Consider the following 25,020-nt stretch of genomic DNA (forward strand, 5'->3'; position numbering starts at 1 on the left):
ATCGTTCCCATGCTCTGCGTGGGAATGCATCCTTCGACGCCCTGCGTCGTTGTGGACGCAGAGCGCCCGGGGCGGCGTTCCCACGCGGAGCGTGGGAACGATCATCAGAGGGCAAGTGAGTCGTCGAGACTTGTGTGCGATCAATGCCCTTTAACGGACGCCGGATTGATCATCCGCGACAGCCCGAGGTTCTTCAGCGCCAGTTGCAACGAACTGCTGATGACCTGAGGGTTGTCATTGTTCATCAGTTGCGCCAGCAGTTCCTTGGCCTTGCTCAGGTTGATCTGACGCAGCATCCATTTCACTTTCGGCAGGTTGGTGGCGTTCATCGACAGGCTATCAAAGCCCATGGCCATCAGCAGCACCGCCGCCGCCGGATCGCCCGCCATCTCCCCACAAATGCTCACCGGCTTGCCTTCGGCATGGGCGTCGCGCACCACGTTCTGCAAGGCCTGCAGCACCGCGGGGTGCAAGTAGTCATAGAGATCGGCCACACGCGGGTTGTTGCGGTCCACCGCCAGCAGGTATTGGGTGAGGTCGTTGGAGCCGACCGACAGAAAGTCCACTTGCCGGGCCAGTTCTCGGGTCTGATAGACCGCCGCCGGGACTTCGATCATCACCCCTACCGGCGGCATCGGCACATCGGTGCCCTCATCGCGCACCTCACCCCACGCCCGGTGAATCAGGTGCAAGGCCTCTTCCGTCTCGTGCGTACCGGAAATCATCGGCAGCAAAATCCGCAGGTTGTTCAAGCCTTCACTGGCCTTGAGCATCGCCCGGGTCTGTACGAGGAAGATTTCCGGGTGGTCGAGGGTGACTCGAATGCCGCGCCAACCCAGGAACGGGTTGTCTTCTTTGATGGGAAAGTAAGACAGCGCCTTGTCGCCGCCGATGTCCAAGGTGCGCATGGTCACCGGCAGGGGATGGAAGGCCGCCAGTTGTTCGCGATAGATCGCCAACTGCTCCTTTTCACTCGGGAACCGCTGGTTGATCATGAAGGGCACTTCGGTGCGGTAAAGGCCGACGCCTTCGGCACCACGCTGCTGAGCGCGGGCAACGTCGGCCAGCAGGCCGGTGTTGACCCACAGCGGCATCCGATGGCCATCGAGGGTCACGCACGGCAGTTCACGCAACGCGTCGAGACCCTGCGCCAACTGACGCTCTTCCTCGACCACCACCGAATACTGCCTGCGCAGCGCTTCACCAGGGTTGGTGTACACCTCGCCGTGGTAACCATCGACGATCAGTTCAATGCCATCGACTTTGGAATACGGCAGGTCAACCGCACCCATGACCGTTGGAATGCCCATGGCCCGGGCCAGAATCGCAACGTGGGAGTTGCCCGAGCCCAACACCGAGACCAAGCCCACCAGCTTGCCTTCCGGCACTTCCCCGAGCATCGCAGGTGTCAGCTCCTCGCTGACCAGAATGGTATTGTCCGGATAGACCAGCGCCTGTTGGCGCTCTTCCTGAAGGTACGCCAGCAGACGGCGCCCGAGGTCTTTCACGTCAGAAGCCCGCTCGCGCAGGTAATCGTCGTCCATCAGTTCGAAACGATTGACGTGCTCGTTGACCACCGAGCGCAACGCGCCCTGCGCCCACTGGCCGGTCCTGATGACGTTCTTGACCTCACTGCCCAGCGAGGCATCGTCGAGCATCATCAGGTAGACATCGAACAGCGCTCGCTCTTCAGGACGCAACTGTGTCGCCAACTTCGCCGAAAGCGTGCGCATGTCGGCGCGAACACCTTCCAGCGCATTTTTGAAGAGCTGAATTTCGGCCTCGATGTCGGTGACCGTCTTGTCCGGCACCACATCCAGATCCGCTGGCGGCAGGACCACCAACGCCGTGCCTACCGCAGCGCCCGGCGAACCGGCCACGCCGACGAACTTGGTTTCCTGGATGCCCTTGCCTTGCCGCCCCAGGCCACGGATCGAACCTGTGGCCTCAGCATGAGCGATGACGCCCGCGAGCTGGGCGCTCATGGTCACCAGAAACGCCTCTTCCCCTTCGTCGAACTGGCGACGCTCCTTTTGCTGGATCACCAACACCCCGACCACGCGCCGGTGGTGGATGATCGGCGCGCCGAGGAAGGAGGCATAGCGCTCCTCGCCCGTCTCGGCGAAGTAACGATAACGAGGGTGATCGGCGGCGTTTTCCAGGTTCAGCGGCTCTTCTCGCGTGCCGACCAGGCCGACCAGGCCTTCATTGGGGGCCATGCTGACCTTGCCGATCGAGCGCTTGTTCAAGCCCTCGGTGGCCATCAGCACGAAACGATTGGTTTCGGGGTCGAGCAAATAGACCGAGCAGACCTGGCTGCCCATGGCCTCTTTGACGCGTAACACAATAATCCCCAACGCCGCCTTGAGATCCTTGGCGGAGTTAACTTCCTGGACGATCTTGCGCAGCGTATTGAGCATGGCTCGGGGTCGAACTCCGTGTCAGTCGCGCGACAACAGGCGCGGGGCAAGCTCTTTGAGTGCGCGGCGATAGACTTCGCGCTTGAATGTCACCACCTGGCCCAACGGATACCAATAACTGACCCAGCGCCAGCCATCGAACTCCGGTTTACCGGTCAAATCCATCCGCACCCGCTGCTCATTGGAGATCAGGCGCAGGAGAAACCACTTTTGTTTCTGGCCGATGCACAGCGGCTGGCTGTGCGTACGCACCAGGCGTTGGGGCAGACGATAGCGTAACCAGCCACGGGTGCAGGCCAGAATTTCGACATCGTGCCGTTCCAGGCCGACTTCTTCATTCAATTCACGATAGAGCGCGTCTTCGGGCGTCTCCTGCGGGTTGATACCCCCTTGAGGAAACTGCCAGGCATCTTGGTTGATACGGCGAGCCCATAAAACCTGGCCAGCATCGTTTGTCAGAATTATCCCGACATTAGGGCGGAAACCATCGGGGTCGATCACGGCTACAACCTCGCAAACGCATGTCGTCGCATTGTTCCACAAAGATCGTGAAGGCAGCAACGAGGCGCGGGCAGCTTATCGCCACAAGCGCATTAATAGATGCGATCACTTGATGAAACCTCGTATTCTTGTGCTCTTTTTTCAGTGATTTCAGCGGGTAACCCCATGCGTCTGGCCTTATTCGACCTCGACAACACGCTCCTCGGCGGTGACAGCGACCACGCCTGGGGCGACTACCTGTGCGAACGCGGCATTCTCGACGGCGCTGCCTACAAGGCGCGCAACGACGCGTTCTATCAGGATTACCTGGCGGGCACCCTCAACCTGACCGAGTACCTGAATTTCAGCCTGGAAATTCTCGGACGGACCGAGATGGCCCAACTCGACGAATGGCATTCGGATTTCATGCGCGATTGCGTGGAACCACTGATATTGCCCAAGGCGCTGGCGTTGATCGCCCAACATCGCGACGCAGGCGACAAGCTGGTGGTCATCACGGCCACCAACCGTTTCGTCACGGCGCCCATCGTGGCCCGCCTGGGCATCGATACGCTGTTGGCGACGGAGTGCGAGCAGGTCGAGGGGCGTTACACCGGGCGCACCACCGACGTACCCTGCTTCCGCGAAGGCAAGGTCACGCGCCTGAATCGCTGGATCGAGGAAAATGGCTTCACGCTGGAGGGCAGCTATTTCTACAGCGACTCGATGAATGACCTGCCGTTACTGGAATGCGTGGCCAACCCAGTGGCCGTCGACCCGGATGAAAAACTGCGCGCCGAAGCGACTCGTCGCGGCTGGCCGGTCATTTCGCTGCGCGATTGAAAGCGTTCGCGGGCAAGTGCGCTCCTACAAGATGCCCTTTCACCTATAGGAGCGCGCTTGCCCGCGACGGCGATCATATACACGCCTGCCACCGGCAAGCCGTCTGCTGCGAATAGGGAGCACTAAACCGGCTTGGCTCCCATCAGGCCGGCGATGGCGACAAAGCAGACCGCGCTGAAAATCGCCAGCCCTAGCGTGAAACGCGGATTGCCAACCACTACTGGCCTGCGCAGCCGATTGACCCGCACCGCCAGCCAAGCCCAACTCAGCGCGCCAAGCGTATAGAGCATGGCGCTGCCCAGAATCCAGGCTTGCCCCAAGGGCCATCCGGCATAGTGCACCAGCCACCAGCCGCTGATGGGCAGCGCCAGCAGACACACCCCCATCAACAACCAGACGAACACCCAAGGCCGTTGCATGGCGCGGTTCTGCACGGTCAAGTCCCCCGCCCGGCGCCCACGCACGATCCAGACTGCCAATGCCAGACCGCTGATGAACAGCAGCGCAGTCATCACCATGTGCAGGATTTTCAGGGTGGCGAAGTGTTCCATGGCGGTGCTTTCCTTTACAGAGGGCCGTGCTTTGAGCGTAGTACCGCCGAGGAAGTTGCGCTGACCAGGGAAATCGCGTTCGCCTCTCTGTAGGAGCGCGCTTGCCCGCGATCTGGCGCACAGCGGCAGCAGAACCAGACAACCGCGTTGTATCAGGCAAACCGCGTCATTTGGGTTTACTGCCGCTGCGCGCCAGATCGCGGGCGAGCGCGCTCCTACGGGCTAGCCCAGGAACAACCGATACGCGGGGTTGTTCGTCTCGTCCCAGTACGGATAACCGATTTCCGCCAGCGCCTGGGGCACCAAGTGGCGTTCTTCCTCCGGCACCACCAGCCCGGCCACCACGCGCCCGTCGGCGGCGCCGTGGTTGCGGTAATGGAACATCGAGATGTTCCATTTTCCGCCGAGCTTGTTGAGGAAGTTGAACAGCGCGCCCGGGCGTTCGGGGAACTCGAAACGGAACACCATTTCGTCGCTCACCCGCTCCGAGTGGCCGCCCACCATGTGACGCAGGTGCAGCTTGGCCAGTTCGTTGTCGGTCAGGTCCAGCACCGGGAAGCCTTGCTCGGTCAGGCTGGCGATCAGCGCCTTGCGCGGGTCGTTTTCCGGGTGGGTCTGTACGCCGACGAAGATGTGCGCTTCGCGGTCGGTGTGGTAGCGGTAGTTGAACTCGGTGATCTGGCGCTTGCCCACCGCCTCGCAGAATGCCTTGAAGCTGCCAGGCTGCTCGGGGATGGTCACGGCGATGATTGCCTCGCGGCCCTCACCCAGTTCGGCGCGCTCGGCCACGTGGCGCAGGCGGTCGAAGTTGACGTTGGCGCCGGACTCGATGGCCACGAAGGTCTGGCCCTTGACCCCGTATTGCTCGACGTACTTCTTGATCCCCGCCGCCCCCAGCGCACCGGCCGGTTCGGTGATCGAGCGGGTGTCGTCATAGATGTCCTTGATCGCTGCGCAGATCTCGTCGGTGCTGACCGTCAGGACTTCATCGACATAATCCCTGCACACATCGAAGGTGTGCTGACCGATCTGCGCCACCGCCACGCCATCGGCGAACAGCCCGACTTGGTGCAGCACCACGCGCTCGTCGTAGGCCATGGCCTGCTGCAGGCAGTTGGAGTCGTCCGGTTCGACACCGATCACCTTGATCTCGGGGCGCAGGTATTTCACGTAGGCCGCGATGCCGGCGATCAGCCCGCCGCCACCCACCGGCACGAAGATCGCGTCCAGCGGGCCCGGGTGTTGGCGCAGGATCTCCATGGCCACCGTGCCTTGCCCGGCGATGGTGTCCGGATCGTCGTAGGGGTGGATATAGACGTAGCCTTTTTCCTCAACCAGCTTCAGGGAATGCGCCAGCGCCTCGGGGAACGAATCGCCATGCAGCACGACCTTGCCGCCTCGCGAGCGCACACCTTCGACCTTGATCTCCGGAGTGGTCTTGGGCATGACGATGGTTGCCTCGATCCCCAGTTTTTTCGCCGCCAGCGCCAAGCCCTGCGCGTGGTTGCCCGCCGAAGCGGTGACCACGCCCCGCGCCAGCTCGTCGGCGCTTAACTGCGCCAGCTTGTTGTACGCGCCGCGGATCTTGAAGGAGAACACCGGCTGCAGGTCTTCGCGCTTGAGCAGCACCTGATTGCCCAGCCGCTCGGACAACTGACGGGCGCCGTGCAAGGGAGTTTCCACGGCGACATCGTAGACGCGGGAGGTGAGGATTTTCTTGACGTACTGTTCGAGCATCGGGAGAGCATCACTGACGAAAAGGGCAAGGCCGAGAAGTCTACCCCGCGCCCCGACCGACGACCACACGAAGACCCGAGTTTTAAAGGCGGCATATCGCTATAATGCCCGCCCTCAACAGATAGCCTCCTCGTTGTAGGAGCGTGCTTGCCCGCGATTGCGGTGTGTCATTCAACTCACCAGCGCCTGACACGACTCAATCGCGGGCAAGCGCGCTCCTACGAGAGCATTCCTCACCGGAGCCAACCCCGCATGACCCAGGATCAACTCAAACAGGCCGTTGCCCAGGCCGCGGTCGATTTCATCCTTCCGAAACTCGACGACAAAAGCATCGTCGGCGTCGGCACGGGCTCCACCGCCAACTGTTTCATCGATGCCCTGGCCAAACACAAGACCGCCTTCGACGGTGCTGTCGCGAGCTCCGAAGCCACCGCCGCACGTCTCAAAGGCCACGGTATTCCGGTGTACGAACTCAATACCGTCAGCGACCTGGAGTTCTATGTCGACGGCGCCGACGAAAGCGACGAACACCTGAACCTCATCAAAGGCGGCGGCGCGGCCCTGACTCGCGAGAAGATCGTTGCAGCCGTGGCCAAGACATTCATTTGCATCGCTGACGGCAGCAAGCTCGTCCCGGTGCTGGGTGCATTCCCGCTGCCGGTCGAAGTCATCCCCATGGCCCGCAGCCATGTGGCGCGGCAGTTGGTCAAGCTGGGCGGCGACCCGGTTTACCGCGAAGCCGTGATAACCGATAACGGCAACATCATTCTGGACGTGCACAATATGAGCATCACCGATCCGGTGGCGCTTGAAGCGCAGATCAATGCGATCGTCGGCGTGGTCACCAATGGCCTGTTCGCGGCGCGGTCGGCCGATCTGCTCCTGCTGGGCACACAGGAAGGGGTGAAAACCCTGACGCGCTGATTGCTCGGACGCAAGTCCTGTAGGAGCGCGTTTGCCCACGATAGCGGTGTATCAGTCACCATTGAGGTGTCTGGTTAACCGCCATCGCGGGCAAGCGCGGTCCTACAAGGAATATCCAGTCGTTTTCGAGTCATCGTTTCTTGAACACGTAAAACAGGTTCGGCTCGCTCACCAGGTACAAGGTACCGTCATCGCCCATGGCAATGCCCTCGGCTTGCGGCACGGTCTTGCTCAGGCCCATGTTGCCCTTGGTCAGCGACACATTGCCCACTGGCCGGCCCTCGATATCCAGCTCCAGTATCTGGCGTGACTCGTCGGACAGCGCGAGCAGGTGCCCACTGCGCTCGTCGAACTGAAGGCTGGACAGGTCCCTCACGAACAGGCCCGCATCCCGGCGCCGACTCGAGGTGACTTCAAGACCCGCGCCCTGCTGGTAAGGAAAACCGCGCACCTCGATGATCTGTACAGGTCGGCGCTCCTTGGCGACGAAGAGGCGCTGGGCCTTGTTGTCATAGGCCAGCCCTTCGAAACCGCTGTTGCCTCCGGCGTCGATTCCCAGCGTGAGCTGCTCGGCATCGGCAGCGTCGAGAAAACGCGTCTCGTCGTCCACCTGGACTTTGATCAGCCGCTGGCTGTGCTCGTCGCTGATGACATAGACACCTGGGCTGATGTACTCCACGGCTTCCGCATCCCCGAAACCGCTCAGCGGAATGCGCCGCAGCACACGGCCATCCAGGCTCAGCTCGATCAATTCCGGATCTTTATTGGTGACGGTAAACAGGGTTTTGCGGTCGGGATCGAAGCTCAACGCCGACACGTTGTCCTCCAGCCCTTCGATCACCCTCGCCTCGACCGCCACCTCGTAGTCGTCCAGGCCCAGCGCCTGGGCGTCATTGGACTGCCAGAACACCTGCCAGTTGAACCAGAGATGCTCGGGGACTCGAAATTCGCGAGCGGCGACGTAGGAAATGGCCAGAACGACCAGAAGCAATAACGCGAACGGAACCGTTTTCGGGCTAGACAGATAACGCATGCATGACGCTCGGATTCAGATGACAGCGTATTAATATCACGCAAAACTGAAATGAAGCTGAAAGCAGGCGCAGCCCTGCATCAGGCCGGCATCATTTTTTCTTGAAGGAGTAGAACAGGTTCGGCTCACTGACCACATAAAGGGTGCCGTCATCGTCCATGGTCACACCCTCTGCACGTGGGATAGTGTGGTCCAGGCCGTTGAGCCCACGCACCAGCGCCATGAAGCTGACGGCATCGCCTTGATCGTCGAGCTCCAGCAACAGGTGCGACTCCGCCGACAGGGCCACCAAATGCCCGGTTTTTTGATCCACGTGCAGGGCCGACAGGTTACGCATGATCAGGTTGTCATTGACCCACCTCTGCTTGTCGCCCTTGAGCATCGCGCTGCCATCGGACTTCCAACTGAACAGTGCGGGCGGACGCTCTTCCCCCAGCAGAAGACGCTGGTTGCGCGCATCCCACGCCACGCCTTCAAAGGCTTTGTTCTGGTCGGCCGATGGGCCGAGGTCGTATTTGGGAAAATCATTGATGTTCAGCTTGTCCGTATCGGGCGACACCGTGACCATCGACAGCATGTGCTCACGCTCATCGACAATCGCGATCAGGCCGTTGCCGAGAACCGCCACGCCCTCGGGATTGCCCCAGCCAATCAACGGAATCTTGCGCAGCACGTCCCCCGTCAGGCTCAACTGGACCAGAAACGGGTTCTTGCCCATGACCGAGTAGAGGGTTTTGGTGGACGCATCGTAAGACAGGTCGGAGGCCTCGTCCTTCTCCAGTCCTGCCAGCGGCTTGCCATCGATGACCACCCGATAATCCGGCAACCAGATACTCGCATTGCGCTGCGCGGCCGACGCCGTCTGCTCCCTCAGCCACAGCAGGCCACGAGCATCCCAATGCCAGACATAAGACAACTCAGCCAGAATCACCACCAGGGCGATCAATAACCAGGCCCCCCGAAAGCGCAGCAGGCGTGCGGGAGGAGTCAAAGACTGGGTGTCAAAGGACATGGCAACCATCCAGAAAAGTCGATGGGCGCAGCAGAGGCGCTGCGATCGGCGGACGATTATCCACATCGTTTGTGAAAAAAACGGCAACTCGCTCGCCAACCGCGGACATCAGGCTCGCCGATGAAATGCCAATGCCGCGTGCGTGAACCCACTGCCAAAATGGTTTCCGCAACGCGTCGGCAACTCAGCGCACGTCGCTTTCGAAACGGCTCTGGCCAGGCAGCTCCAGCACGATCTGGTCACCCACATTGAACGGGCCTACCCCCGCAGGCGTGCCCGTGAGGATCACGTCACCAGCCTGCAGCGAAAACTGCGACGCCATGTGTTGAATCATCGGCACGATAGGGTTGAGCATCTGGCTGCTGTTGCCGTCCTGACGCAATTCGCCGTTGACGGTCAGGCGGATGGCGATATCCGTCAGATCCGGATAGGCGTCCGCCGATACGAAGGGAGCGATAACCGCTGCACCGTCGAACGACTTGGCTATTTCCCACGGCAGGCCTTTCTCTTTGAGCTTGGACTGCACGTCGCGCAGCGTCAGGTCCAGAGCCGGTGCAAAACCGGAGATTGCGTCGAGCACCTCCTCGCGGCTGGGGTTCTTGCTCAGCGGCTTGCCAATCAGCACGGCAATTTCGGCTTCGTAATGCACCGATCCACGGTCCTGCGGAATGCTGAAACCGCCTTCGAGCTCGACGACGCAACTGCCTGGCTTGATGAACAGCAATGGCTCGGTCGGAACCGGGTTATCCAGCTCCTTCGCATGCTCGGCATAGTTACGGCCGATGCAGACCACCTTGCCCAGCGGGAAATGGACCTTGGTACCGTCGAGGTATTTGTGCTGATAGCTCATGAGCGTTCCTCTATTTGAGCGTCTGTTCTGGGATCGGCGCTTACAGCGCGAATATCTTGCCGGGATTCATGATGCCATTCGGATCGAACACCGCTTTGACCGCCCGCATGTAGTCGATCTCCATCGGCGACCGGCTGTATTCGAGGTAGTCACGCTTGACCAGCCCTACGCCATGCTCGGCGGAGATGGAACCGTTGTACTTCTCGACGATTTCGAACACCCACTTGTTCACCTTCGCGCAGGTGGCGAAGAACGCTTCCTTGGGCAGGTTTTCTGGCTTGAGGATGTTCAGGTGCAGGTTGCCATCGCCGATGTGGCCGTACCAGACGACCTCGAAATCAGGGTAGTGCGCGCTAACGATTGCGTCGATTTCCCGGAGAAAGGCCGGCACCTTGGAGACCGTGACCGAGATGTCGTTCTTGTAGGGTGTCCAGTGGGAAATGGTTTCGGACAGGTATTCGCGCAGCTTCCAAAGGTTCTGCAACTGCTGCTTGCTCTGACTCATCACCCCATCGATGACCCAACCCTGTTCGACGCAGTGCTCGAACGTCGCCAACGCCTGATTGGCGATTTCTTCGTTGCTGGCTTCGAATTCCAGCAACGCATAGAAAGGGGTCTTGGTCGCGAACGGCTCGGGGACATCGCCCCGGGCCATGATGCGGGCCAGGCCTTTGTCGGAGAAGAACTCGAAGGCGGTCAGGTCGAGCTTGCCATGAAAGGCATGCAGCACCGGCATGATGGAGTCGAAATCCGGCGTGCCGAGCACCATGCACGTCAGGTTGTTGGGCGCGCGATCCAGACGCATCGTGGCCTCGACGACGAAGCCCAGCGTGCCTTCGGAGCCGATGAATAGCTGACGCAAGTCGTAGCCGGTCGCGTTCTTGATGAGGTCTTTGTTCAATTCCAGCAGATCGCCCTTGCCGGTCACCACCTTCAGCCCCGAGACCCAATTACGGGTCATGCCGTAGCGGATGACCTTGATCCCCCCGGCATTGGTGCCGATGTTGCCGCCAATCTGACTGGAGCCGGACGACGCGAAATCCACGGGGTAATACAGGCCGTTTTCTTCGGCGAAATTCTGCAACTGCTTGGTGATCACGCCCGGCTGGCAGCGCACAGTGCGATCGGTCACGTTGAGCTCGAGAATCTGATTCATGTAGTCGAACGAGACGACCACTTCACCGTTCATCGCCACTGCGGCGGCAGACAGGCCGGTGCGCCCACCCGAGGGAACGAGGGCCACCTTGTGCGTATTGGCCCAGCGCACGATCGCCTGAACCTGCTCGGCGGTTTTGGGGAACACGATGGCGCTGGGGGCGGGATCGTACTGACGGGTCCAGTCCTTGCCATACGCCTGAAGCGAATCGGGGTCGGTCAGGACCTTTCCAGGCTCGACCAATGACTTCAGTTCATCTATCCACGCAGGCTGATTCATCAACGGAACTCTCGAACAATTCATGGTCATCCTGAGAACGGCTCACGTCGCAGGAGCAGGTATTTAGCGGGGCACATATGCTAGCATACCGCCCCCGCAGCGACGTGCCTGAGGCCGACCTGCGATGGCGCCGTTGCGCCGTGAGGCCAACCTCCCAGCTGGCCACTCCCTGCCATTTTTCTCCGGGACACAGGTTTACGCAGATGAGCAAGACTTCCCTCGACAAGAGCAAGATCAAGTTCCTTCTTCTCGAAGGCGTCCATCAATCCGCCGTCGACGTCCTCAAGGCCGCGGGTTACTCCAACATCGAGTACCACACCAAGTCCCTGCCTGAAGCCGAACTGAAGGAAAAGATTGCCGACGCTCATTTCATCGGGATCCGCTCACGCACGCACCTGACCGAGGAAATCTTCGACGGCGCCAAGAAATTGGTCGCGGTGGGCTGCTTCTGCATCGGCACCAACCAGGTGGACCTGAATGCGGCCCGCGAGCGCGGCATCGCGGTGTTCAACGCCCCATACTCCAACACCCGTTCGGTAGCCGAGCTGGTCCTGGCCGAAGCCATCCTGCTGCTGCGCGGCATCCCGGAGAAGAACGCTTCCTGCCATCGCGGGGGCTGGATCAAGAGCGCCGCCAACTCCTTCGAAATCCGTGGCAAGAAGCTTGGCATCATCGGTTACGGCTCGATCGGTACGCAGTTGTCGGTCCTGGCCGAGAGTTTGGGCATGCAGGTGTTCTTCTACGACCCGCTCACCAAGCTGCCGCTGGGTAACGCCACTCAGGTCACCAGCCTGACCGAGCTGCTGGGCCTGGCGGACATCGTTTCGCTCCACGTGCCCGAATTGCCATCCACGCAGTGGATGATCGGTGAAAAAGAAATCCGCTCGATGAAGAAGGGCGCGATCCTGATCAACGCCGCACGCGGCACCGTGGTCGAGCTGGAAGCGCTGGCCGCCGCCATCAAGGATCAGCACCTGATCGGCGCAGCCATCGACGTGTTCCCGGTCGAGCCTCGTTCCAACGATGACGTGTTCGAAAGCCCGCTGCGTGGCCTGGACAATGTGATCTTGACGCCGCACATCGGTGGTTCGACTGCCGAAGCACAGGCCAACATCGGTCTGGAAGTCGCCGAGAAGCTGGTCAAGTACAGCGACAACGGCACCTCAGTGTCCTCGGTCAACTTCCCGGAAGTCGCCCTGCCCGCTCACCCTGGCAAACACCGCCTGCTGCACATCCACGAAAACATTCCGGGCGTGCTCAGCGAAATCAACAAAGTGTTCGCGGAAAACGGCATCAACATTTCCGGCCAGTTCTTGCAGACCAACGAGAAAGTCGGTTACGTCGTCATTGACGTCGATGCCGAATACTCGGACCTGGCCCAAGAGAAGCTGCAACAGATCAAAGGCACCATTCGCAGCCGCGTGCTGTTCTGAACCTCTGACTGAAATGAAAAAGGAGACCTTCGGGTCTCCTTTTTTGTACCGGCTACTGCGTAACTGGGGATCACTTCACGGTGATGGTGATCTTCTGAGACTCGACCACCGGGTTCAGCGGGATGTGGCTCTTGTCCCCCACCAGCAATTGCAGGGTGTGTTGGCCGGGTGCGAGGGTCAGTTCGGTTTCGGTCTGGCCTTTGCCGTAATGGCGGATGTTGTCTGTGGTCGGCAGCGGAGCGTTCATGTCCGGCTGATCCTTCACGTCGATCAACAGGTGGTGATGACCGGTATCAGGGATGTCGACACCAGCGGGCGCAACGCCCATGCCCTTGAGGCCGAACTGCACTTTGAAAGTCCCGTTGACGGTCGCGCCATCCTTGGGCGAGATGATGTAAGCCTCAGCGCCCGCAGGCGACGGCGTGCGCGGCACATCGGCGGCGTGGACCAAAAACGTCGAACCGAGCAACAGTCCAGCCAAGGCAGTTCTAGCAAATGAGGTGTTCATGGTCTCTCCCGTTATTGAGGTGATGCGTCGACCGGGCTGGGACCACGGGCCTGCCGGCCCGGTTCAGGGTCGATCGCCAGACGGTCCGGCACGGTGAATACCTTAGCCCGGTCTGCTGCACGGGGTCTCGGAAGAGCGGGCTCATGCCGAAAATTTCATCTTGGGGCCAATTGCGCCACGCGACGCAGGGCAGCGGCAATGAACACGCCCTGCCCCAATATTTAGAAGGGCTCGTTTCCTCGCCGTCGAAACCATCCGGTCAACGACAGACGCTCACGGCTCGCAGGCAAGACTTCATGGGGCATGTCACCTGACAGGAATACCGCCAGGCTGCCACCGACGGGCAGCACATCGAGGACTCCGCCGCCCTCTGGAAACATGCGCAGTTGCCCACCCTGCTCTGGCAGCCAGTGATCATTGAGGTACACCACGGCGGAGACCATGCGCTTGTCGTCATCCTGAAAGCGGTCCACATGCCTGCGATAGAACGCGCCCGGTGGATAAAGCGCGAAATGGCTCTCGAAGTCTTCCAGCCCCAGAAACAGGCCGCGATTGAGTGCTTGACGCAAGCTGTCCATCAACTCCAGGTACTGATCGCAGGCGGCGGACTGGCCCGGCTCCAGCCACTGGATATGATCGCCGCGAATCCCCTCGCGCACTTCCTGCGCAGCACCGCGCCCGACACCCGCGGGTGCCAGCTCACCTTCAGCCGCACGCTTGCGGCACTCGCGGGCCAGCTCACCGGTCAGCGATTCAGGCAAAAACAGGCGTTGCCGCGACCAGCCGCGTTCGGCCAGGTCGTCGACGATGTGCGTCAGCAGTGGGTCATCGGGAGATAGGTGCATGCCGCGCATAGTATCCATACGGCGCCCGCTTCAACAGAGCCTGCAGGCCGGGAACCGAAGAATCTTTTCCAGGGTTTGACGCGGCAACACCCGTTTGCCCAAAACACGGCCGAACCCTCGGATTTTATTGGGGTCTGGCAACTGTTAACTCGACAAATCCCTGCCACCCCACCGAGAATAGCCGCCTGCCGACAGGAGTCCCTAATGCGCCGTCTGTTTTTCCTGCTGTTGATGTTCTGCACGCTGCCCGCATGGGCAGACGGCTACGACCAGTTGTATAACGTCGCGGGCTGGCCAGAACAACGCGCGCACTTCAACGACGCCCTCAAGGCGGCGCAGCAGCGCTACAAAAACAGCCTGCCGCCTGCCGTGTTCGATGCCCTGGTGAACAACAGCAATCAGCGGTTCGCGCCGCAAGCCATGGATCAACGGGCCGCACAGAAGTTACGCCAGACGCTTCGGGATCCGAACCCGGCCCTGCAATTTTTCCAGTCACCGTTGGGGCGCAAGATCGTCAATGCCGAGTTGACCGCTACCCGCCCGGATCAATTGGCGAAGAATGCCCAAGGGTTGCCAAAGATGCAGGCTGACGACAACCGAGTGTTGATCATCGGTCATCTGGCCAATGCGCTGCCTGCCAAGGAAGCGGGGGCCGAGGTGAGCCTGGCAATCGCCGGGGTGGCTGCCGACAGCCTGAGCTCGATGATCCCGGGCCTGATGGGGGGTGGCTCGACCCAAGGCATGCTCGAAGGTCAACGCCAACGGTTGATGCAACAGATTGCCGCCGACATGAGCAATACCATGCTGTATGTCTACCGCGACCTGACCGATGCCGAATTGGAAGAGTTTTCGACTTTTGCCGAGTCGTCCCAGGGCCAGGCGTATTACCAGGCGGCGCTGGCCGCGATTCGGGCGGGCCTTGCAGTCGGGCAAAACCTGAACTGATACCCAGCGCGCTGCTAGCGCACTCGACGGTCAGCGCCCAGCGTCATAGCCCTGCCCCATCCGGGGGGTCAGAAACTCGAAGAATCGCGCTCTCAGCTCAGGCAATTCATTGGCCAGATGATGCCGGGCTTCATGCAGCATGAAGATCTGGGGATGGGCGAATTTTTCATTCAGCACCGCCAGGTTGTGGCTCCAGTCCACGGTCATGTCCGATTCGCCCTGCACGATCAGCGGGCTGCGCGCGCTGTGCGGGGCGCTTTCGATGCGCACGATCCACTTCGCCAGGGCACCCACCCACTCGGTGGGCAAGCGTCGAGGCTGCAAGGGGTCGGCCATTAGAAAGGGCAAAAATGCAGGCGCGTTGGAATTCTCACTGAAGCGTCGATCGATGCCTTTGACGAACGCCCGCAGCAGGTAGTAGCTGACTTTCGACCACGTCCAGCCGCGCGGCCGCACCAAGGGCGCCAACAGTATGGACTGGCCATCGATCGGGCTTGCATCGCCGTGGTGGAGCAAGTGATCGATGACGATTGCACCGCCTGTGCTTTGCCCGCAAATGTGCCACGGCTTGGGCAAACGGAGAGCGTCAGCTTCGGCGAACAGCCGCTCCAGCACCGCTTGGTATTCGGCGAAATCGGTAATACTCGCCCGCGTGCCACTCGACAGCCCATGGCCCGGCAGGTCGCAGGAAATCACTGCGAACCCCAGTCCCAGGGCCCATTCGATGACATGCCGATACAGGCCCATGTGGTCGTAGAAGCCATGCACCAGGACCAGCGTCGCGACCGGCTGTTCCGGGGTCCATAATTGGGTGACGATTTCATAGCCGCCGACCTCGAAACGCCCGAGACGACTGGTAATCCGACCCTCACGTCCCAACCCCGCCAAGCTGTAGAAACGCTGGTAGGCCTGTTCCTCCTCGGAGGGCATAAGCCCGGCAATCAGAGGTTGCAGACCGGCTCGCAGGCGTTCAGGGTCGAAGGTGTTGGACATCGGCATTCCAGATCCGGCAAATAGGCACACAGTGACGCAGCGTGGTGAGTTTCTTCTGTCCGCAGAGGCGTGGCAAGCTACGTCACCCCAATCGAAGCCCGACCATGACCGCCCGATCACTCAACCGACGCCGTACTGTTGCAATCGCGCTGGTCGCCATCCTGTGTGCAGCGGCCCTTTGGCTGGGATTCCGGTGGTTTGAGGGCCGATACGTCCGGGCGTTCAGTGACCGAGCCGTTCTTTTTACCGGAGACAGTCTGGGTTTGCCCGAAGACATGGCCGGCCCAGGGCGCATTCGGGTCGTGCATTTCTGGGACCCGGCCTGCCCCTGCAACGTCGGCAATCAGGAACATTTGAGCGAATTGGTGGCCCGGTTTTCCACCGACCACGGCGTCGATTTCTACGCCGTACAAAAGCCGGGCTCGCAAGGACGGTTGCCTGCCAGCCTGAGCGCGATCAAACCCCTTGGCAGTGTGCCGGGCGCGGATCGAATCCCTTCGAGCCCAGCCATCGCCATCTGGGACCGCCAAGGCCGACTGGCCTATTTCGGGCCGTACAGCGAAGGGCTGGTCTGCAACTCGCAGAACAGCTTCGTGGAGCCGATTCTGCAAGCGCTCATGGCTGACAGACCCGTGAGCGCGACCCATACGATGGCGGTGGGTTGTTACTGCCCGTGGCTTGAGCATTGAACGGGCTCCTCAGCGGATACCTCACGAGATACGCGCCGAGATACGAAGATCATCACGGGACGGAATGCTTCTACACAGGCCGACCACAAATCTGTAGCCTTCCGGGCTTATCTCTGATCGTTCGGGCCTTTGGATGAAACGCAGCCTTTTCGTCATCGCAGCCGTACTTGTCCTGCTCGCAGGCGGCGGGGCCTGGTATGTCCACAGCAAGCAACCGATGCGCAATGGTGAAATGGCCCTGGCCCATCTTCGCGCCCCGGTCAGCGTACGTTACGACGAGCGCGGCGTGCCGCACATCAAGGCCGAGCATCAGGACGACCTGTACCGCGCATTGGGGTATGTGCACGCACAGGATCGGCTCTTCCAGATGGAAATCCTGCGTCGACTGGCCCGGGGCGAGCTCGCGGAAGTGCTGGGGCCCAAGCTGGTCAACACCGATAAACTGTTCCGCAGCTTACGCATTCGCGAGCATGCCGATGCATACGTCGCCCGGCAGGACAAGAACACCCCGGCCTGGCAAGCCTTGGAGGCATATCTCGACGGTGTGAACCAGTATCAGACCAGCCACCCGAGGCCCATCGAATTCGACGTGCTGGGCATCGAGAAACGGCCGTTTACCGCCGAAGACACGCTGAGCATCGGGGGCTACTTGGCGTACAGCTTCGCCGCGGCCTTTCGAACCGAACCGCTGCTGACTTACGTCCGGGATCAATTGGGCCCCGAGTATTTGAAGACCTTCGACTTGGGCTGGCAGCCCGATGGCGCGCTGCCCTCCAAACCCGCCCTGAGCGGCAATGACTGGAAGGGGCTGAGCGACCTGGCGCTGCTCAGCCAGCAAGCGTTGGAAGACGCAGGGTTGCCTCAATTCGAGGGTAGCAACGCATGGGTCGTATCAGGCCGTAGGACCCAAAGCGGCAGACCGCTGCTGGCGGGCGATCCGCATATTCGCTTCTCGGTGCCAGCGGTGTGGTACGAAGCACAACTGACCTCCCCCGATTTCGAGCTGTACGGGCATTTCCAGGCCCTCAACCCCTTCGCCCTGCTCGGCCATAACATGGACTTTGGCTGGAGCCTGACCATGTTTCAGAACGACGACCTGGACCTGGTCGCGGAAAAGGTCAACCCGCAAAACCCGAATCAGGTCTGGTACCACGGCGCCTGGGCGGACATGACTTCACGCCCTGAACAGATCAAGGTCAAAGGCGAGTCGCCGATTACCTTTACCCTGCGTCAATCTCCCCACGGTCCGATCATCAACGATGTTCTGACGGCCAGCGGCATTCAGGATCACGCCGACACGCCCGTGGCGATGTGGTGGTCCTTTCTGGAATCGGACAACCCGATCCTGCAGGGTTTCTACGAGGCCAACCGCGCCGACACACTGGACAAAATGCGCACTGCCGCCGCGAAGATCCATTCGCCAGGTCTGAATGTGGTGTACGCCAACGCGAAAGGCGATATTGGCTGGTGGGCAGCCGCCCAACTGCCGATGCGCCCGAACGGCGTCAATCCGGCGTTCATTCTCGACGGGAGCACTGACCAGGCAGACAAGACGGGTTTCTACCCTTTCAGCGCCAACCCGCAGGAAGAAAATCCGGCGCGTGGCTATATCGTCTCGGCCAACTTCCAGCCGGTGTCGCCGACTGGCATGGAGATTCCCGGCTATTACAACCTCGCCGAGCGAGGCCGTCGTTTGGACAGGCAACTGAGCGACGGGACGGTCAAATGGAACCTGGAGAACAGTAAAGCGCTGCAATTGGGCACCCAGACCGATTATCCGCAGCAAGTCTTGACGTCGCTGCTTGCCGTGCTGCGTCGCGTGATCAGTGATCCCGAGGAGCACGATCTGATCGAGCGTCTGGCCGCCTGGAAGGGTGACTACCCTCTGGACTCGGTGGGCGCCACGCTGTTCAACCAGTTCCTGTACAACCTGTGCGATCAGACGTTCCGCGACGAGTTGGGTGACGGCCTGTTCGCGACGCTGCTGTCCACACGGGTGATCGATATGGCGCTGCCCAGACTGGCCGCCGATGCCAAGTCGCCGTGGTGGAACAACCGCAATTCCAACGAGACCGAGAGCCGCGACAATACCGTCAAGATGGCCTGGCATGCAGCCGTGTCCCACTTGCGTTCGCTGTATGGCCAGAACCCGAGTGAGTGGACATGGGGCAAGGCCCATACCCTGACCCATGAACACCCGCTCGGTCGCCAGCCGCCGCTGGACGCACTGTTCAATATCGGTCCGTTCGCCGCACCGGGCACCCACGAAGTGCCGAACAACCTGTCGGCCAACATTACCACCGCGCCGTGGTCAGTGACTTATGGGCCTTCGACACGACGGCTGATCGACTTCGCCGATCCGGTACACGCGCTGGGTATCAATCCGGTCGGACAAAGCGGGGTGTTGTTTGACAAGCACTATGCCGACCAGGCCAAAGCCTACATCAGCGGGCAGTACCTGCCGGAGCGGTTCAGTGAGGACGATGTGGCGGGGAATAGCAAAGAGGTGTTGAGGTTGGTGCCGTCCGACTGACACACCCTATCCCGATGATCGTCCCCACGCTCCGCGTGGGGACGCAGCCCAGGACGCTCCGCGTCCAGCATCTGGCGACGCGGAGCGTCGGTGGATGCGTTCCCACGCAGAGCATGGGAACGATCAGTGCGCAATCGAACCCGGAATTAAACCGTTTCCACCTGCGGGCGACGCACCTGCGGCTGTTTCCAGCCGTCGGCCGCCGCTTCCTCGATGGCCTGCTGAATGGCCTTCTTGCGGTTTTCTTCAGCGCGGCGGCTGAAGAACCACACCAGAAAGGTCGCCAGTGACACTGCCAGCAGGATGAGGCTGGCGATCGCGTTGATCTCAGGCTTCACGCCCAGGCGCACCGCCGAGAACACCTCCATCGGCAGGGTCGTCGAGCCTGGACCGGAAACGAAGCTGGCCAGCACCAGATCGTCCAGCGACAGCGCGAACGACATCATGCCGCCCGCGGCCAGTGACGGCGCAATCATCGGGATGGTGATCAGGAAGAACACCTTCCAGGGACGCGCGCCGAGGTCCATGGCCGCCTCTTCGATGGACAGGTCCAGTTCTCGCAGGCGCGCCGACACCACCACTGCCACGTAGGCCGCACAGAAGGTCGTGTGGGCGATCCAGATGGTGACGATACCGCGTTCCTGCGGCCAACCGATCAATTGCGCCATGGCGACGAACAGCAGCAGCAGCGACAGCCCCGTGATGACCTCGGGCATGACCAGCGGTGCGGTGACCAGACCACCGAAAAACGTGCGGCCCTTGAACCGAGTGACGCGGGTCAGCACGAACGCCGCCATCGTACCCAGCGCCACGGCAGCCACCGAGGTGTAGCAGGCGATTTCCAGAGAGCGCGCGACAGCGGCCATCAATTGGGTATTGTCCAGCAGACCGACATACCACTTGACCGACCAGCCCCCCCAGACAGTTACCAACTTCGAGGCGTTGAACGAATAGATCACCAGGATGACCATGGGCGCGTAGATGAATATCAGGCCAAGCACCAACATCAGGTTCGAGAATCGGAAGCCTCTCATGCCTTGCCCTCCAGTTCTTTGGCCTGGCTGCGGTTGAACAGAATGATCGGGACGATGAGGATCAACAGCATCACCACCGCCAGCGAAGACGCCACCGGCCAGTCGCGGTTGTTGAAGAACTCTTGCCACAAGACTTTGCCGATCATCAGCGTCTCGGGGCCGCCGAGCAGTTCAGGGATGACGAACTCGCCCACCACCGGAATGAACACCAACATGCAGCCGGCGATGATGCCGTTCTTGGACAATGGAACGGTGATCTTCCAAAAGCTGTTGAAGGTGCTCGAACCCAGGTCGGACGCAGCCTCGAGCAGGCTGGGATCATGCTTCACCAGGTTGGCGTACAGCGGCAGAATCATGAACGGCAAATACGAGTACACGACGCCGATATAAACCGCCAGGTTGGTGTTGAGGATCTGCAGCGGTTCGTTGATCACGCCAAGCCACAACAGGAAGCCATTGAGCAGGCCGTTGTTGCTGAGAATCCCCATCCACGCGTAGACCCGGATCAGAATCGCGGTCCAAGTGGGCATCATGATCAGCAACAACAGCACCGTCTGCATGTCCTTGCGGGCAATGGAGATGCCATAGGCCATCGGATAACCGATCAACAGGCACAACAGGGTGCTGAAGAACGCCATCTTCAACGAGCCCAGATACGCCGAAATGTACAGGTCGTCCCCGGTCAACAACGCGTAGTTGGCGAAGTTGAGCACAATGTCGAGCTTTTGCTCGGCGTAGGAAAACACTTCGGTATACGGCGGAATCGAGACGTCAGCCTCTGCGAAACTGATTTTGATAACGATCAGAAATGGCAGAGCGAAAAACAGGAACAACCACAGGAATGGCACCCCGATCACCGCTTGGCGGCCATTGGGTACGATGCGATTGAGTGCGCGTTTGACTTTGCGAATTTTCATGAGCGAAGCACCACGCCGCTGTCGTCTTCCCACCAGACGTAGACCTCGTCTTCCCAGGTCGGACGCGCGCCTCGGCGCTCGGCGTTGGCGACGAACGATTGGACCAGCTTGCCGCAGGCCAGTTGTACATAGAACACCGAATGGCCGCCCAAGTACGCGATGTCATGCACCTTGCCGCGCGACCAGTTGTACTCGGTGGTGGGCTGCTCGGTGGTGATGAGCAGCTTTTCTGGGCGGATCGCGTAGGTGATGTGCTTGTCTTCCACCGAGGTGCTCACGCCGTGACCGACGTAGATGTCACGCTCCAGCTCGGGGCTGCGGATCCGCGCATGGCCTTCCATGTCTTCGACGACTTCACCGTCGAACAGGTTGACGTTGCCGATGAATTCACACACCAGACGGCTGGTCGGGGTCTCGTAGATGTCCACAGGACTGCCGATCTGCGCGATCCAGCCCAGGTGCATGATCGCGATGCGTTGGGCCATGGTCATGGCCTCTTCCTGGTCATGGGTCACCATCACACAGGTCACGCCCACGCGCTCGATGATCTCCACCAGTTCCAGTTGCATCTGCGAACGCAGCTTCTTGTCCAGTGCGCCCATCGGCTCATCGAGCAGCAGCAGTTTCGGTTTCTTGGCCAGCGAACGGGCCAGTGCCACGCGCTGACGTTGGCCACCGGAGAGCTGATGCGGCTTGCGCTTGGCGTACTGTGTCATCTGCACCAGCTTGAGCATCTCGTCCACTCGGGCCTCGATCTCTTGCTTGGGCAATTTGTCCTGCTGCAGCCCGAAAGCGATGTTCTGCGCCACGGTCATGTGCGGAAACAGCGCGTAGGACTGAAACATCATGTTGATCGGGCGGTCGTAGGGCGGCATGTCAGTGATGTCGACGCCGTCGAGGAAGATCCGACCCTCGGTCGGACGCTCGAATCCCGCCAGCATGCGCAGCAGTGTCGACTTGCCAGAGCCGGAGCCGCCGAGCAAAGCGAAGATCTCGCCTTTGTTGATCTGCAGAGAGACATCGTCCACAGCAACCGTCTCGTCGAACTTCTTCGTGACCCGATCGATCTTGACCAACACCTGTTTAGGTTGCTGACCACCTTCAAGGGCTTTTTTGTAGGCGCCGGAGGCAACTGCCATGGGTGAAACTCCCAACTGTTCGTGCGTCCGGCCGGTAGAGCCGGGCGCCAGGTCTTTATTTACCGGATTTGATCTTGGTCCAGCTGCGGGTCATCACGCGCTGGATCTTCGGTGGCAACTCGGAGTTGACGTACAGCCGCTTCTGCACGTCTGCAGAGGGATAAACCGACTCGTCGTTACGGATTTCCTGATCCATCAGCTCCCCTGAAGCCGGGTTCGGGTTGGCGTAACCCACCTGGTCACTGACCTTGGCAATCACGTCCGGTTTCAGGATGTAGTTGATGAAGGCATGAGCGGCTTTGACATCCGGCGCGTCAGCGGGGATTGCCAGCATGTCGAACCACAAGTTGCCGCCTTCTTTCGGGATCGAATAAGCGATATTGACGCCTTTACCAGCCTCTTGCGCCCGCGCTTTGGCCTGGAAGACATCCCCCGAGAAACCGGCCGCCACGCAGATGTCGCCGTTGGCCAGGTCCGTTATGTATTTCGAGGAATTGAAGTAGGTGACGTACGGCCGCACCTTGAGCAACTTGTCTTCGGCCTTCTTGTAATCCTTTTCGTCGGTGCTGTTAGGGTTCAGGCCCATGTAGTTCAGCACGGCAGGCATCATCTCGTCGGCCGAATCGAGGAACGCGACGCCACACTTTTGCAGCTTCTTGATGTTCTCGGGCTCGAACAACACCGCCCAGGAGTCGATGGTGTCGACGCCCAGGGCTTTCTTGACCTTGTCGACGTTGTAACCAATCCCGTTGGTGCCCCACAGATAGGGGACCGCGTACTGATTGCCCGGATCGTTCTTCTCCAGGCGCTTCATCAGTTCGGGATCAAGGTTGGAATAATTGGGGAGCAACGACTTGTCGAGTTTCTGGAACGCACCGGCCTTGATCTGCTTGCCAAGGAAGTGGTTGGAAGGGACCACAACGTCATAACCGGTGTGGCCGGCCAGCAGCTTGCCTTCCAGGGTTTCGTTGGAGTCGAAGACATCGTATTTGGTCTTGATCCCGGTGGTGGACTCGAAGTCGGCGAGCGTCGTGTTGCCGATGTAGTCGGACCAGTTGTAAATACGAACGGTGGATTCCGCGTAAGCCCCGACGGCGAGGGTCAGACCGGCGCCCAGCAGCAAGCCTTTGGAAAATAAAGAAATAGACACGTTTGCAGTCCTTTTCAGTGGGTGGGCCTGAAGGCCGTGCCGACGACAGTAGTGGCTGCCTGTGACAATTCCGGCGCGCAACTTACCGTCGATGAACGCTTCTCGCAAAAAAATTTTTACTGCTGTTTCGATTTGATTGTAGGAGCGCGCTTGCCCGCGATTCAGGCGCTGCGGTCTATCAGGCGAACCGCGTTATCGTTCATCGCGGGCAAGCGCGCTCCTACAGTTGGGTGAGAGCCGGGGCCCTCACCCTGCCAGGCTTACTTGCCCGACTTGATATTGGTCCAGCTGCGGGTCAGCAGGCGCTGAGTCGCGGCAGGCAGGTCTGCGATCGCATACAGCTTGGCCAGGACATCGGCGGGTGGGTAGACACCTGGGTCCGAGGTGATTTCCTTGTCCACGAATTCGGTCGCCGCTTTGTTGCCGTTAGGGAAGTGGACGGCATTGGTGATTTCGGCCATCACTTTAGGCTGCAGGATGAAGTTCATGAACTTGTAGGCGCCCTCGACGTTTTCAGCGTCTTTCGGGATGGCAACCATGTCATAGAAGCTGCCCGCGCCTTCCTTCGGAATGTTGTAGCTGACCTTCACCTTGCCACCCGCTTCTTCGGCGCGGGCTTTGGCCTGATAGATGTCACCCGAGTAGCCCACGGCTACGCAGATGTTGCCGTTGGCCAGGTCCGAAATGTACTTGGACGAATGGAAATAGGTGATCGAAGGACGAATCTTCTTGAACAGTGCTTCGGCTTTCTCGATGTCTTCTTTCTTCTGGCTGTCGGTTGGCAGCCCCAGGTAATGCAGCGCTACCGGGATCATTTCGGTCGGCGAATCGAGGAAGCTAATGCCACAGCCTTTCAGCTTGGCCGCGTTTTCAGGCTTGAAGAGCAGGTCCCAGGAGTTGGTCGGTGCGTTGGCACCCAGCGCGGCCTTGACCTTGTCCGGGTTGAAGCCAATGCCGATCGAACCCCACATGTACGGGAAAGCGTGCTTGTTGTCCGGGTCACTGACCGAGACGGCTTTCAGCAGCGCGGGGTCGAGGTTCTTGTAGTTAGGCAGCTTGGACTTGTCCAGCTCCTGATAGACGCCGGCCTTGATCTGCTTGGCCAGGAAGTTGTTGGACGGAACGACGATGTCGTAGCCCGATTTGCCTGCCAACAGCTTGGCTTCCAGGGTCTCGTTGCTGTCGAAGACGTCATACACCACTTTAATGCCCGACTCTTTTTCGAAATCGGCGATGGTGTTCGGCGCGATGTAATCGGACCAGTTGTAGACGTGCAGAGTTTTGTCATCGGCGTTCGCAGCGGCCACTGCGCCCATCAGGGACAAGGCGAGAAGGGTTTTGCCAAATTTCTTCATTCGTACAGCTCCAATGTTTTATGTTAGCGGCGACTGAAACAACCGTTAGTCTGGCAATTTCCCGGGCGGCGTTACAAGCAGAGCGGCCTGCCTTAATGCATAACTTTCAAAGATTTCATCTGCACGCCAATAGCCCTCCGGACCTTACAGGAGCGCGCTTGCCCACGATTTGCGACATACCTGCAACGGATGTG

Annotated in this window: 22 protein-coding genes; 6 read left to right on the forward strand and 16 right to left on the reverse strand. The window is 60.2% G+C overall.

Features of this window, described 5'->3' with window-relative positions; translation table 11 throughout:
• Positions 1-140 precede the first annotated feature (140 nt).
• Both ptsP and DBP26_RS10310 read right to left on the reverse strand, forming a co-directional pair.
• Positions 141-2,420, reverse strand: coding sequence for a phosphoenolpyruvate--protein phosphotransferase (gene ptsP / locus DBP26_RS10305; protein WP_108237476.1), 2,280 nt, complete (start codon positions 2,418-2,420; stop codon positions 141-143).
• A 21-nt stretch (positions 2,421-2,441) separates the two neighbouring features.
• Positions 2,442-2,921: an RNA pyrophosphohydrolase gene (locus tag DBP26_RS10310; protein ID WP_007252747.1), complete on the reverse strand. Its 480-nt coding sequence runs from the start codon at positions 2,919-2,921 to the stop codon at positions 2,442-2,444.
• A gap of 165 nt (positions 2,922-3,086) precedes the next feature.
• Here DBP26_RS10310 and DBP26_RS10315 point away from each other — a divergent pair, with 165 nt between their 5' ends.
• Complete coding sequence (locus tag DBP26_RS10315; protein ID WP_108237477.1) at positions 3,087-3,743, forward strand: HAD family hydrolase; 657 nt, start codon at positions 3,087-3,089, stop codon at positions 3,741-3,743.
• Positions 3,744-3,865: 122 nt separating this feature from the next.
• Here DBP26_RS10315 and DBP26_RS10320 read toward each other — a convergent pair whose 3' ends face one another.
• Complete coding sequence (locus DBP26_RS10320; RefSeq protein WP_108237478.1) at positions 3,866-4,294, reverse strand: DUF2269 family protein; 429 nt, start codon at positions 4,292-4,294, stop codon at positions 3,866-3,868.
• 222 nt (positions 4,295-4,516) lie between these two features.
• Positions 4,517-6,031 carry a threonine ammonia-lyase, biosynthetic gene (gene ilvA / locus DBP26_RS10325; RefSeq protein WP_108237479.1) on the reverse strand — a complete coding sequence of 505 codons (1,515 nt, stop codon included), beginning with the start codon at positions 6,029-6,031 and terminating at the stop codon, positions 4,517-4,519.
• 252 nt (positions 6,032-6,283) lie between these two features.
• Here ilvA and rpiA point away from each other — a divergent pair, with 252 nt between their 5' ends.
• Entirely contained in the window at positions 6,284-6,955 is a 672-nt protein-coding gene (rpiA, locus tag DBP26_RS10330) for a ribose-5-phosphate isomerase RpiA (protein ID WP_108237480.1), read from the forward strand.
• Positions 6,956-7,085: 130 nt separating this feature from the next.
• Here rpiA and DBP26_RS10335 read toward each other — a convergent pair whose 3' ends face one another.
• From DBP26_RS10335 to DBP26_RS10350, 4 genes are all read right to left on the reverse strand, one after another.
• Positions 7,086-7,988, reverse strand: a complete 903-nt coding sequence (locus tag DBP26_RS10335) for an SdiA-regulated domain-containing protein (RefSeq protein WP_108237481.1) — start codon at positions 7,986-7,988, stop codon at positions 7,086-7,088.
• Between the two features lie 91 nt (positions 7,989-8,079).
• Positions 8,080-9,000: an SdiA-regulated domain-containing protein gene (locus tag DBP26_RS10340; RefSeq protein WP_108237482.1), complete on the reverse strand. Its 921-nt coding sequence runs from the start codon at positions 8,998-9,000 to the stop codon at positions 8,080-8,082.
• Positions 9,001-9,184: 184 nt separating this feature from the next.
• On the reverse strand, positions 9,185-9,850 hold the full coding sequence (locus tag DBP26_RS10345) for a fumarylacetoacetate hydrolase family protein (protein WP_108237483.1): 666 nt from the start codon (positions 9,848-9,850) through the stop codon (positions 9,185-9,187).
• Between the two features lie 40 nt (positions 9,851-9,890).
• Positions 9,891-11,285, reverse strand: coding sequence for an FAD-binding oxidoreductase (locus DBP26_RS10350; RefSeq protein WP_108237484.1), 1,395 nt, complete (start codon positions 11,283-11,285; stop codon positions 9,891-9,893).
• A 203-nt stretch (positions 11,286-11,488) separates the two neighbouring features.
• Here DBP26_RS10350 and serA point away from each other — a divergent pair, with 203 nt between their 5' ends.
• The gene (gene serA, locus DBP26_RS10360) at positions 11,489-12,718 is read left to right on the forward strand and encodes a phosphoglycerate dehydrogenase (protein WP_108237486.1); all 1,230 of its coding nucleotides are present in this window, start codon (positions 11,489-11,491) and stop codon (positions 12,716-12,718) included.
• 70 nt (positions 12,719-12,788) lie between these two features.
• On the opposite strand, the gene DBP26_RS10365 is transcribed toward serA, so the two are convergent.
• Together DBP26_RS10365 and DBP26_RS10370 are read right to left on the reverse strand one after the other, a co-directional pair.
• Entirely contained in the window at positions 12,789-13,226 is a 438-nt protein-coding gene (locus tag DBP26_RS10365) for a DUF4399 domain-containing protein (protein WP_108237487.1), read from the reverse strand.
• A 221-nt stretch (positions 13,227-13,447) separates the two neighbouring features.
• Positions 13,448-14,080, reverse strand: a complete 633-nt coding sequence (locus DBP26_RS10370; protein WP_108237488.1) for a 2OG-Fe(II) oxygenase — start codon at positions 14,078-14,080, stop codon at positions 13,448-13,450.
• Between the two features lie 195 nt (positions 14,081-14,275).
• Between DBP26_RS10370 and DBP26_RS10375 the strand changes: the two genes are divergently transcribed.
• Entirely contained in the window at positions 14,276-15,016 is a 741-nt protein-coding gene (locus DBP26_RS10375; protein ID WP_108237489.1) for a DUF2059 domain-containing protein, read from the forward strand.
• A 30-nt stretch (positions 15,017-15,046) separates the two neighbouring features.
• Here DBP26_RS10375 and DBP26_RS10380 read toward each other — a convergent pair whose 3' ends face one another.
• Positions 15,047-16,009, reverse strand: coding sequence for an alpha/beta hydrolase (locus DBP26_RS10380; protein WP_108237490.1), 963 nt, complete (start codon positions 16,007-16,009; stop codon positions 15,047-15,049).
• Positions 16,010-16,113: 104 nt separating this feature from the next.
• Between DBP26_RS10380 and DBP26_RS10385 the strand changes: the two genes are divergently transcribed.
• Both DBP26_RS10385 and DBP26_RS10390 read left to right on the forward strand, forming a co-directional pair.
• A complete protein-coding gene (locus DBP26_RS10385) occupies positions 16,114-16,698 on the forward strand; it encodes a DUF6436 domain-containing protein (RefSeq protein WP_108237491.1) in 585 nt (194 codons plus the stop codon).
• Between the two features lie 133 nt (positions 16,699-16,831).
• Positions 16,832-19,231, forward strand: coding sequence for a penicillin acylase family protein (locus DBP26_RS10390; protein ID WP_108237492.1), 2,400 nt, complete (start codon positions 16,832-16,834; stop codon positions 19,229-19,231).
• 146 nt (positions 19,232-19,377) lie between these two features.
• Here the strand turns inward: DBP26_RS10390 and DBP26_RS10395 are convergent, their stop codons facing one another.
• The 5 genes from DBP26_RS10395 to DBP26_RS10415 form a co-directional block, all read right to left on the reverse strand.
• A complete protein-coding gene (locus DBP26_RS10395) occupies positions 19,378-20,265 on the reverse strand; it encodes an ABC transporter permease subunit (RefSeq protein ID WP_108237493.1) in 888 nt (295 codons plus the stop codon).
• Positions 20,262-21,182, reverse strand: a complete 921-nt coding sequence (locus DBP26_RS10400; RefSeq protein ID WP_108237494.1) for an ABC transporter permease subunit — start codon at positions 21,180-21,182, stop codon at positions 20,262-20,264. Before DBP26_RS10400 ends, DBP26_RS10395 begins: the two co-directional genes overlap by 4 nt.
• Positions 21,179-22,321, reverse strand: a complete 1,143-nt coding sequence (gene potA / locus DBP26_RS10405; RefSeq protein WP_108237495.1) for a polyamine ABC transporter ATP-binding protein — start codon at positions 22,319-22,321, stop codon at positions 21,179-21,181. The genes DBP26_RS10400 and potA overlap by 4 nt, the downstream gene beginning before the upstream one ends.
• 55 nt (positions 22,322-22,376) lie before the next feature.
• On the reverse strand, positions 22,377-23,471 hold the full coding sequence (locus DBP26_RS10410) for a polyamine ABC transporter substrate-binding protein (protein ID WP_108237496.1): 1,095 nt from the start codon (positions 23,469-23,471) through the stop codon (positions 22,377-22,379).
• Between the two features lie 260 nt (positions 23,472-23,731).
• Positions 23,732-24,826, reverse strand: a complete 1,095-nt coding sequence (locus tag DBP26_RS10415; RefSeq protein WP_108237497.1) for a polyamine ABC transporter substrate-binding protein — start codon at positions 24,824-24,826, stop codon at positions 23,732-23,734.
• Between the last annotated feature and the right edge of the window lie 194 nt (positions 24,827-25,020).

The sequence above is a fragment of the Pseudomonas sp. RIT409 genome (assembly GCF_003052515.2).
Classification (GTDB): Bacteria; Pseudomonadota; Gammaproteobacteria; order Pseudomonadales; family Pseudomonadaceae; genus Aquipseudomonas.